This is a genomic window from Bacillus sp. 2175 (assembly GCF_057812155.1).
The window spans coordinates 4,590,595-4,600,000 of record NZ_CM173819.1 but is presented as its reverse complement, the minus strand read 5'-3'; the positions used below and the strand labels follow the sequence as shown (position 1 = coordinate 4,600,000).

At 41.9% G+C, this 9,406-nt stretch carries 3 protein-coding genes, 22 tRNA genes, 2 rRNA genes and 1 pseudogene (1 of these 28 cut by a window edge); 27 read left to right on the top strand and 1 reads right to left on the bottom strand.

The features are described 5' to 3' along the window. The 25 genes from ACXKY9_RS23970 to ACXKY9_RS23850 form a co-directional block, all read left to right on the top strand. A 23S ribosomal RNA gene (locus ACXKY9_RS23970) occupies positions 1–1,096 on the top strand (it extends 1,826 nt beyond the left edge of the window). A 101-nt stretch (positions 1,097–1,197) separates the two neighbouring features. Continuing rightward, positions 1,198–1,313: ribosomal RNA gene (gene rrf, locus ACXKY9_RS23965) — 5S ribosomal RNA — on the top strand. Between the two features lie 4 nt (positions 1,314–1,317). Next, positions 1,318–1,393 (top strand) — tRNA-Val (locus tag ACXKY9_RS23960). Between the two features lie 4 nt (positions 1,394–1,397). Beyond that, positions 1,398–1,473, top strand: a tRNA-Thr gene (locus ACXKY9_RS23955). 9 nt (positions 1,474–1,482) lie between these two features. Further along, positions 1,483–1,558 (top strand) — tRNA-His (locus ACXKY9_RS23950). A gap of 22 nt (positions 1,559–1,580) precedes the next feature. Continuing rightward, positions 1,581–1,661, top strand: a tRNA-Leu gene (locus ACXKY9_RS23945). A 29-nt stretch (positions 1,662–1,690) separates the two neighbouring features. Continuing rightward, a tRNA-Gly gene (locus tag ACXKY9_RS23940) sits at positions 1,691–1,765 on the top strand. Between the two features lie 16 nt (positions 1,766–1,781). Then, positions 1,782–1,870: transfer RNA gene (locus ACXKY9_RS23935), tRNA-Leu, on the top strand. A gap of 3 nt (positions 1,871–1,873) precedes the next feature. Further along, positions 1,874–1,947, top strand: a tRNA-Arg gene (locus tag ACXKY9_RS23930). A 10-nt stretch (positions 1,948–1,957) separates the two neighbouring features. Then, positions 1,958–2,031 (top strand) — tRNA-Pro (locus ACXKY9_RS23925). A gap of 15 nt (positions 2,032–2,046) precedes the next feature. Then, a tRNA-Ala gene (locus tag ACXKY9_RS23920) sits at positions 2,047–2,119 on the top strand. Positions 2,120–2,139: 20 nt separating this feature from the next. After that, positions 2,140–2,216, top strand: a tRNA-Met gene (locus ACXKY9_RS23915). Positions 2,217–2,220: 4 nt separating this feature from the next. Next, positions 2,221–2,297: transfer RNA gene (locus tag ACXKY9_RS23910), tRNA-Ile, on the top strand. Positions 2,298–2,314: 17 nt separating this feature from the next. Next, positions 2,315–2,407: transfer RNA gene (locus ACXKY9_RS23905), tRNA-Ser, on the top strand. 27 nt (positions 2,408–2,434) lie between these two features. Beyond that, positions 2,435–2,511: transfer RNA gene (locus ACXKY9_RS23900), tRNA-Met, on the top strand. A gap of 3 nt (positions 2,512–2,514) precedes the next feature. Continuing rightward, positions 2,515–2,590, top strand: a tRNA-Asp gene (locus tag ACXKY9_RS23895). A gap of 13 nt (positions 2,591–2,603) precedes the next feature. Beyond that, positions 2,604–2,679, top strand: a tRNA-Phe gene (locus ACXKY9_RS23890). A 14-nt stretch (positions 2,680–2,693) separates the two neighbouring features. Next, positions 2,694–2,769: transfer RNA gene (locus ACXKY9_RS23885), tRNA-Thr, on the top strand. A gap of 10 nt (positions 2,770–2,779) precedes the next feature. Next, positions 2,780–2,855, top strand: a tRNA-Lys gene (locus tag ACXKY9_RS23880). A 13-nt stretch (positions 2,856–2,868) separates the two neighbouring features. Beyond that, a tRNA-Gly gene (locus ACXKY9_RS23875) sits at positions 2,869–2,939 on the top strand. A 10-nt stretch (positions 2,940–2,949) separates the two neighbouring features. Further along, positions 2,950–3,026 (top strand) — tRNA-Ile (locus tag ACXKY9_RS23870). Between the two features lie 7 nt (positions 3,027–3,033). Then, a tRNA-Asn gene (locus ACXKY9_RS23865) sits at positions 3,034–3,108 on the top strand. Positions 3,109–3,115: 7 nt separating this feature from the next. Next, positions 3,116–3,206: transfer RNA gene (locus tag ACXKY9_RS23860), tRNA-Ser, on the top strand. Between the two features lie 5 nt (positions 3,207–3,211). Further along, positions 3,212–3,283: transfer RNA gene (locus ACXKY9_RS23855), tRNA-Glu, on the top strand. Positions 3,284–4,017: 734 nt separating this feature from the next. After that, positions 4,018–4,962: an L-lactate dehydrogenase gene (locus ACXKY9_RS23850; protein WP_000715351.1), complete on the top strand. Its 945-nt coding sequence runs from the start codon at positions 4,018–4,020 to the stop codon at positions 4,960–4,962. Positions 4,963–5,183: 221 nt separating this feature from the next. On the opposite strand, the pseudogene ACXKY9_RS23845 reads toward ACXKY9_RS23850, so the two are convergent. Further along, a pseudogene (locus ACXKY9_RS23845) lies at positions 5,184–6,062 on the bottom strand (dockerin type I domain-containing protein); the annotation flags it as partial. A 327-nt stretch (positions 6,063–6,389) separates the two neighbouring features. Between ACXKY9_RS23845 and glgB the strand changes: the two are divergent. Together glgB and glgC are read left to right on the top strand one after the other, a co-directional pair. Beyond that, on the top strand, positions 6,390–8,327 hold the full coding sequence (gene glgB / locus ACXKY9_RS23840) for a 1,4-alpha-glucan branching protein GlgB (protein ID WP_000111398.1): 1,938 nt from the start codon (positions 6,390–6,392) through the stop codon (positions 8,325–8,327). Continuing rightward, positions 8,275–9,405, top strand: coding sequence for a glucose-1-phosphate adenylyltransferase (glgC, locus tag ACXKY9_RS23835; protein ID WP_000057606.1), 1,131 nt, complete (start codon positions 8,275–8,277; stop codon positions 9,403–9,405). Before glgB ends, glgC begins: the two co-directional genes overlap by 53 nt. Position 9,406: the final 1 nt, after the last annotated feature.

Sequence of the window (9,406 nt, the reverse complement as noted above, 5' to 3'; positions counted from 1 at the left end):
GCCGTAAGGCGAAGTATAGGGGGTGACACCTGCCCGGTGCTGGAAGGTTAAGGAGAGGGGTTAGCGTAAGCGAAGCTCTGAACTGAAGCCCCAGTAAACGGCGGCCGTAACTATAACGGTCCTAAGGTAGCGAAATTCCTTGTCGGGTAAGTTCCGACCCGCACGAAAGGTGTAACGATTTGGGCACTGTCTCAACCAGAGACTCGGTGAAATTATAGTACCTGTGAAGATGCAGGTTACCCGCGACAGGACGGAAAGACCCCGTGGAGCTTTACTGTAGCCTGATATTGAATTTTGGTACAGTTTGTACAGGATAGGCGGGAGCCATTGAAACCGGAGCGCTAGCTTCGGTGGAGGCGCTGGTGGGATACCGCCCTGACTGTATTGAAATTCTAACCTACGGGTCTTATCGACCCGGGAGACAGTGTCAGGTGGGCAGTTTGACTGGGGCGGTCGCCTCCTAAAGTGTAACGGAGGCGCCCAAAGGTTCCCTCAGAATGGTTGGAAATCATTCGTAGAGTGCAAAGGCATAAGGGAGCTTGACTGCGAGACCTACAAGTCGAGCAGGGACGAAAGTCGGGCTTAGTGATCCGGTGGTTCCGCATGGAAGGGCCATCGCTCAACGGATAAAAGCTACCCCGGGGATAACAGGCTTATCTCCCCCAAGAGTCCACATCGACGGGGAGGTTTGGCACCTCGATGTCGGCTCATCGCATCCTGGGGCTGTAGTCGGTCCCAAGGGTTGGGCTGTTCGCCCATTAAAGCGGTACGCGAGCTGGGTTCAGAACGTCGTGAGACAGTTCGGTCCCTATCCGTCGTGGGCGTAGGAAATTTGAGAGGAGCTGTCCTTAGTACGAGAGGACCGGGATGGACGCACCGCTGGTGTACCAGTTGTTCTGCCAAGGGCATAGCTGGGTAGCTATGTGCGGAAGGGATAAGTGCTGAAAGCATCTAAGCATGAAGCCCCCCTCAAGATGAGATTTCCCATAGCGTAAGCTAGTAAGATCCCTGAAAGATGATCAGGTTGATAGGTTCGAGGTGGAAGCATGGTGACATGTGGAGCTGACGAATACTAATAGATCGAGGACTTAACCATATAATATGAAGCAATGTTATCTAGTTTTGAAAGAATATAAAAAACTTGTTGACTTTCAAAAGTGAATGAGTTACAATAATTCTTGTCTTAAATGAATACAGTCTGGTAATGATGGCAGAGAGGTCACACCCGTTCCCATACCGAACACGGAAGTTAAGCTCTCTAGCGCCGATGGTAGTTGGGACCTTGTCCCTGTGAGAGTAGGACGTTGCCAGGCAAATGGAGGATTAGCTCAGCTGGGAGAGCACCTGCCTTACAAGCAGGGGGTCGGCGGTTCGATCCCGTCATCCTCCACCATTTAGCCGACTTAGCTCAATTGGTAGAGCAACTGACTTGTAATCAGTAGGTTGGGGGTTCAAGTCCTCTAGTCGGCACCAGAAATCATGGCGGTTGTGGCGAAGTGGTTAACGCACCGGATTGTGGCTCCGGCATTCGTGGGTTCGATTCCCATCAGTCGCCCCATTTTTCTTAAATAAATTAATATGCGGGTGTGGCGGAATTGGCAGACGCACCAGACTTAGGATCTGGCGCCTTTGGCGTGGGGGTTCGACTCCCTTCACCCGCACTTTTAATTAAATAACTCATACATGTCTTGCGGAAGTAGTTCAGTGGTAGAATACAACCTTGCCAAGGTTGGGGTCGCGGGTTCGAATCCCGTCTTCCGCTCCAATTTTCAATATGACATGCCGGGGTGGCGGAACAGGCAGACGCACAGGACTTAAAATCCTGCGGTGGGTGACCACCGTGCGGGTTCGACCCCCGCCCTCGGCACCATATGCGCCCGTAGCTCAATTGGATAGAGCGTTTGACTACGGATCAAGAGGTTAGGGGTTCGACTCCTCTCGGGCGCGCTTTTATTAACGGGAAGTGGCTCAGCTTGGTAGAGCACCTGGTTTGGGACCAGGGGGTCGCAGGTTCAAATCCTGTCTTCCCGATATTCCTAAAAACATGGGGCCTTAGCTCAGCTGGGAGAGCGCCTGCCTTGCACGCAGGAGGTCAGCGGTTCGATCCCGCTAGGCTCCACTTATATTAATATCATTTATGGCGGTGTAGCTCAGCTGGCTAGAGCGTACGGTTCATACCCGTGAGGTCGGGGGTTCGATCCCCTCCGCCGCTACCATAAAGGACCTTTAGCTCAGCTGGTTAGAGCAGACGGCTCATAACCGTCCGGTCGTAGGTTCGAGTCCTACAAGGTCCACCATTAGACGTATATATCTCGGAGGTATACCCAAGTTCGGCTGAAGGGATCGGTCTTGAAAACCGACAGGCGGCGAGAGTCGCGCGGGGGTTCGAATCCCTCTACCTCCTCCATTTTTTCTAAAGTGAATATTTTATCATCGCGGGGTGGAGCAGCACGGTAGCTCGTCGGGCTCATAACCCGAAGGTCGCAGGTTCAAATCCTGTCCCCGCAACCAAATGGTCCCGTGGTGTAGTGGTTAACATGCCTGCCTGTCACGCAGGAGATCGCCGGTTCGACCCCGGTCGGGACCGCCATTTTTTACATAAAGGCTCGGTAGCTCAGTCGGTAGAGCAGAGGACTGAAAATCCTCGTGTCGGCGGTTCGATTCCGTCCCGAGCCACCATTTTGAAATCACGAGCCGACTTAGCTCAATTGGTAGAGCAACTGACTTGTAATCAGTAGGTTGGGGGTTCAAGTCCTCTAGTCGGCACCACTTTCAAAATGAGCCATTAGCTCAGTTGGTAGAGCATCTGACTTTTAATCAGAGGGTCGAAGGTTCGAGTCCTTCATGGCTCACCATTTACAATTTAATGCGGGTGTAGTTTAGTGGTAAAACAAGAGCCTTCCAAGCTCTGGTCGAGAGTTCGATTCTCTTCACCCGCTTTTTAATTATGGGCCTATAGCTCAGCTGGTTAGAGCGCACGCCTGATAAGCGTGAGGTCGATGGTTCGAGTCCATTTAGGCCCACCATAATTGTTCCGCAGTAGCTCAGTGGTAGAGCTATCGGCTGTTAACCGATCGGTCGTAGGTTCGAGTCCTACCTGCGGAGCCATATTTATAGAGAAGTACCCAAGTGGCTCAAGGGGCTCCCCTGCTAAGGGAGTAGATCGCGAACGCGGTGCGAGGGTTCGAATCCCTTCTTCTCTGCCAGAACTGGCCCGTTGGTCAAGTGGTTAAGACACCGCCCTTTCACGGCGGTAACACGGGTTCGAATCCCGTACGGGTCATACTAAAAGAGATAGCATAATCTGCTATCTCTTTTTTGTTGTATAAAAGTGAACTTTGGATAGTCTGCTTTTTTATGCATAGAAGAAATATGAAGTATGGGCTGTTGCAGTTGGGTATATAGAGCGGTAAATACAATCATGTTATTTATTTGGACCTGTATGGATATGAAGGAATTATCTATCTAAAATGATACCTCAAGTTGAACTTTTACCCCAGCTGTATGGCTGTAGCCTCCTACACTTGGAGAAACGGATGAAAATAAATAATATATAGAAGAAGCTGCTTTCTCTCAACAGGTGTGATCTACTGAAGACAGCTTTTTTATGTTGTCAGTATTGTCGAGTTTTGTCGGTAAATCGATATATTGCAAAAATCGCTGATATAATTTGAGTTACGATCGATAAATTTTAATAATCGCTGATATATTTGGAGTTACGGTCGATATATTCTAAAAATCGCCGATATAATTTCACTTACCGATGAAAACCACAAGAAAAACCCTTTCACAATCTAAAGAAAACGCCTCCATTGAAATGGATTCCACACCTATTCCAATAACTTTACACTCTATGTGAAAAAGTTCACAAATAGGTCATAATTTGTGAAGTAATTCACAATAATACGTGCTACAATATGAATGTAAAGAAGTTAAACAACATTAAATTAGTATTTTAATTAATTACTTAAACAATCATAAAAAAATATATGTGAACAATAGAGAGGGGAAATTACCATGAAAAAAGGTATCAATCGTGTAGTATTAGTAGGAACAGGAGCTGTAGGTTGTAGTTACGCTTACTCAATGATTAACCAAGGTGTAGCTGAAGAATTCGTATTAGTAGATGTTAATGAAGCAAAAGCAGAAGGGGAAGCAATGGACTTAAGCCATGCGGTACCATTCTCTCCATCACCAACAAAAGTTTGGAGCGGTAGCTATGCAGATTGTAAAGATGCAGATTTAGTTGTTATCACTGCTGGGTTACCACAAAAGCCAGGTGAAACTCGTTTAGACTTAGTTGAGAAAAATACAAAGATCTTTAAACAAATCGTTCGCGTCATTATGGATAGCGGATTCGATGGAATCTTCTTAATCGCAACTAATCCAGTTGATATTTTAACTTACGTAACTTGGAAAGAATCTGGTTTACCGAAAGAGCGCGTAATCGGTTCTGGTACTACTTTAGACTCTGCTCGTTTCCGTTACATGTTAGGTGACTACTTAGATGTAGATCCACGTAACGTTCATGCTTACATCGTTGGTGAACACGGTGACACTGAACTTCCAGTATGGAGCCACGCTACTATCGGTGTACAAAAATTAGAAACAATCTTAGCTAACAACGAACAGTACAAACAAGAAGACTTAGACAAAATCTTCGAAAACGTACGTGATGCAGCTTACCATATCATCGAGCGTAAAGGTGCAACTTACTACGGAATCGGTATGTCACTACTTCGTGTAACTAAAGCAATCTTAAACAACGAGAACAGCGTATTAACTGTATCTGCATACCTTGAAGGTCAATACGGCGAGAAAGATGCTTACGTAGGTGTTCCAGCTGTAATTAACCGCGAAGGTGTACGTGAAATCGTAGAACTTGAGCTAAATGAAGAGGAAAAAGTGAAGTTCGCTCATTCTGTAAAAGTATTAAAAGAAACAATGGCACCAGTACTATAATAATTGCTAAATAATTCAGAGGTGGGAAACTGCTTCTTACCTCTGAACTTATATAATTTAATATAAATTCCTTTTCCGGTTTCCCTTGTATATCCCCAATATACCCCTTTTGCTGGATAAGGGTCGTTTATAGAAAAGAGCACTCTATTTTACGTAGAGTGCTCTTTATTATTCCGCTATTTGCCGGGCAGTAAAAACCCACTGATTAAAGTTTCATTTTATTATTTTTTAGGTGTTAATCCTAATTTCTTTAAAATATCTGCCAGTGTACCGCTTTTGGATTTTTCTACAGGTGTTTGTGATTTAGATGCATCTGGACCTTTTTTCAAGAAGTTCCTTTCAACGAAGCGAATATCTTTTTCGTCGACAATACCATCTTTATTAAGGTCTCCGTCTTTTACAGTTAGTCCTTTTTTACCATAGTTGCTAGCGATAATTTCAGCATCTTTAATATCGATTACTTTATCAGCATTTACATCGCCGGCAAGGTTTTCGTCAGGTCTTGCATAATAATATTGGCCAAGCAGCTTACCGTCTTTTTCAGTACCAAGTTTCGTTGTTAGGCGGTTTGTTAAATGTCCTGTCACCTCTACATATAAGTTATAGTCGCGTTTATTAACTGGAAGTCCATTTAGTTTGAAGTATCCGTATTTATCTAGTGAGCCTTCAAACTTATGACGGTAAGAATCAGTCGCATATACTTTTACGCCAAGCTTTGTATAATCGAACTTTTCATCTAAATATTCGCGTTCATTTAAGAACGCACCAGGTTTAATATTTCCTTCTACTAGTGAGTTTAAGGACATAACTGAGAATGTTTGATCTTGAAGTACACGCATTCTATTTGGTTCTGATTCACCTTGTTTCCAGTAAACAAAAATTGGTGACTCTAATTGAGCGTTTGCTTCATAAAATTCATCATTTTCTACTTTGAAAGTTACATCAATGAACGGGAAATCACCATCTAATCCAGCAAAGTTTTTGTCATCGATAGCGCCGCCAACTGTAACAGAACCTGCCTCTAATTTCGGTTCATTTACTTTTGCAGTTACTCCTTTTTCGGAAAGTAGCTTTTCAAAAGCAGGATTAAATTTCGCATTTCAATAACATTGTGACAAAAAATATTGAGAAACATTTTTTTATGACAGATTATTTTGTTTTGATTTTGAGTGGAAAATAGCATGAAAAATAGGATAAACATAATAAAATAAAGGTTGAGAAAAAATAATTGGTAAAAATATAGAAGAATAATAAAGCGTTTTCAATGAATATTCGTCAAAATTCGATATTTTACACGGAAATGTGAAGAAAAACTAACATTTTTAAGAAAAAAACGAATGTTTTTTATAAATTAACAAGGATATTGCAGTTTTTCGCAGAAATAGTTAAAGTATAAAAAATTCTGTCATCTAAGTGAGGTGAACATATTGAGTGTAATAAATTGTGAAGAAGTGAAACGAGATGAGTTTCATACAGAAAAGTACTATGAAAGTTATAACATCTTTGGCGCACATGTTGTGACGGAAGATGAGATTCAAGGGGTACGATTTACAGTCTGGGCTCCTCATGCGAAAGCAATGAGTGTTGTTGGAGATTTTAATGAGTGGGATTATGAGCAACATAAGATGCTACAAGTGACAGAAGAAGGGATTTGGTCCTTATTTATACCGCATATTGAAGAAGGAGAAATATATAAATATGCGATTGAAACGTTGGCTGGTGACGTCATTTTAAAGGCAGATCCGTATGCTATATATGCAGAAGTAAGACCGAATACGGCATCTGTAGTTTTTGATATAAAAGGATATGAATGGAATGATAAAAACTGGAATCGTAAGAAAAAGAAAAAACCGATTTATAAAGAAGCGATGACAGTTTATGAATTACATTTTGGTTCTTGGAAAAAGAAAGAAGATGGAACACTATATTCTTACAGGGAAATGGCAGAAGAACTCATTCCGTATGTGGTGGAACATCAATTTACACATATTGAAATTATGCCGCTTGTTGAGCATCCATATGATCGTTCTTGGGGATATCAAGGAACGGGATATTATGCAGCGACGAGTAGATTTGGTACACCGCATGATTTAATGTATTTTGTCGACGAATGTCATAAATATGGAATCGGTGTCATTTTAGATTGGGTACCGGGGCATTTTTGTAAAGATGCTCACGGTTTATATTTGTTTGATGGCACACCGACCTATGAATATAAAGATAAAGATGTACAAGAAAATCTAGTATGGGGAACTGTCAATTTTGATTTAGGAAAGAGAGAGGTACGTAATTTCTTAATTTCAAATGCGTTATTTTGGATGAGATATTTCCATATTGATGGTTTCAGAGTAGATGCAGTTGCGAACATGTTGTACTGGAATAAAGAAGGACAAGAGCAAAGTAATGAGTACGCTGTGTCATTTTTAAGGGAGTTAAATGAAGCAGTGTTTGCAGAGGATGAAGATTTTCTTATGACGGCAGAGGATTCAACAGCTTGGCCACTTGTAACAGCACCAACGTATGAAGGTGGGCTTGGATTCAATTACAAATGGAATATGGGCTGGATGAATGACGTGCTGAAATATATGGAGTGTGCGCCAGAGTACAGAAAATATATTCATGAGAAAATGACGTTCTCTTTACTATATGCTTACTCTGAAAACTTCATATTACCCCTTTCTCATGATGAAGTCGTTCATGGGAAAAAGTCGTTATTAAATAAAATGCCAGGTGATTACTGGGATAAGTTTGCTCAGCTTCGTTTATTATATGGATATTTCTTTACTCACCCAGGAAAGAAATTACTTTTCATGGGAGGAGAATTCGGGCAGTTTGATGAGTGGAAAGACCTTGAAGATTTAGATTGGAATTTACATGATTTTGAAATGCATCGTTATATGCATGATTACTTTAAAGAGCTCATAGCATTGTATAAGCGCTCAAAACCACTTTGGCAGCTTGATCATTCGCCTGAAGGTTTTCAGTGGATTGATGCTAATAATAACGAGCAAAGTATTTTCTCGTTTATCCGCCAAGGGGATAAACAAGAAGATGCGTTAGTTATCGTATGTAATTTTACGAAAGCTACATATGAAAACTATAAAGTAGGTGTACCAGATTTCGAGTATTATAACGAGATTTTAAACAGTGATGCACAGCAATATGGCGGTTCGGGACAAGTGAATAAGAAACGTCTTAAGACGATTCTAGAACCGTACCATAATCAAGCAGCACATGTAGAGATTACAATTCCACCATTTGGCGTATCCATATTACGACCAGTGAAGACGAGAAAGGGGAGCAAAAAACAAGATGGCTCAAAAACAAAAGTGCGTAGCAATGTTACTAGCAGGGGGAAAAGGTAGTCGTTTAAGTGCATTAACAAAGAATTTAGCCAAGCCAGCTGTTCCATTTGGTGGTAAATATCGCATTATTGATTTTACGCTAAGTAACTGTGCGAATTCTGGTATTGAAACGGTTGGGATTTTAACGCAATATCAACCACTCGAACTTCATAATTATATCGGAATCGGAAATGCGTGGGATTTAGACCGAGTAAACGGTGGGGTCACAGTCTTACCTCCTTATGCGGAGTCTTCAGGGGTTAAGTGGTATACAGGTACGGCAAGTGCCATTTATCAAAACTTAAACTATTTAAGTCAGTATGAACCGGAGTATGTTCTCATTTTATCAGGCGACCATATTTATAAAATGGATTACAGTAAGATGCTAGATTACCATATTCAGAAAGAATCGGACGTATCCATTTCTGTTATTGAAGTACCTTGGGATGAAGCGAGTCGCTTTGGCATTATGAATACAAATGAAGAAATGGAGATTGTTGAGTTTGAAGAGAAACCACAATTTCCAAGAAGTAATCTTGCATCAATGGGAATCTATATTTTTAATTGGTCAATTTTGAAAGAGTATTTAGAGATGGATGCAAGAAACCCTGAATCTAGTAACGATTTTGGAAAAGACGTACTTCCCCTTTTATTGGATGAAGGGAAGAAGCTAATGGCGTATCCGTTTGAAGGATATTGGAAAGATGTTGGAACGGTGAAGAGCTTATGGGAAGCGAATATGGATTTGCTTCGCGATGAAACATCACTGAATTTAAACGATCGTAATTGGCGTATTTACTCTGTCAATCCAAACGAACCGCCTCAATATATTGCTGAAAAGGCGAAAGTAGAAGAATCGCTTATTAACGAAGGGTGCGTCATTGAAGGGGACGTGAAGCATTCTGTGTTATTCCAAGGAGTGACGGTGGAAGAAGGAAGTATGGTGATTGATTCTGTCGTTATGCCAGGGGCTAAGATTGGTAAAAATGTTGTGATTGAAAGAGCGATTGTTGGATCAGAAATGGTTATCGAGGATGGAACAATCATTCGTCCAGAAAAGAATGTTGACGATGTAGTATTAATTGCTGAAGGGAAATAGA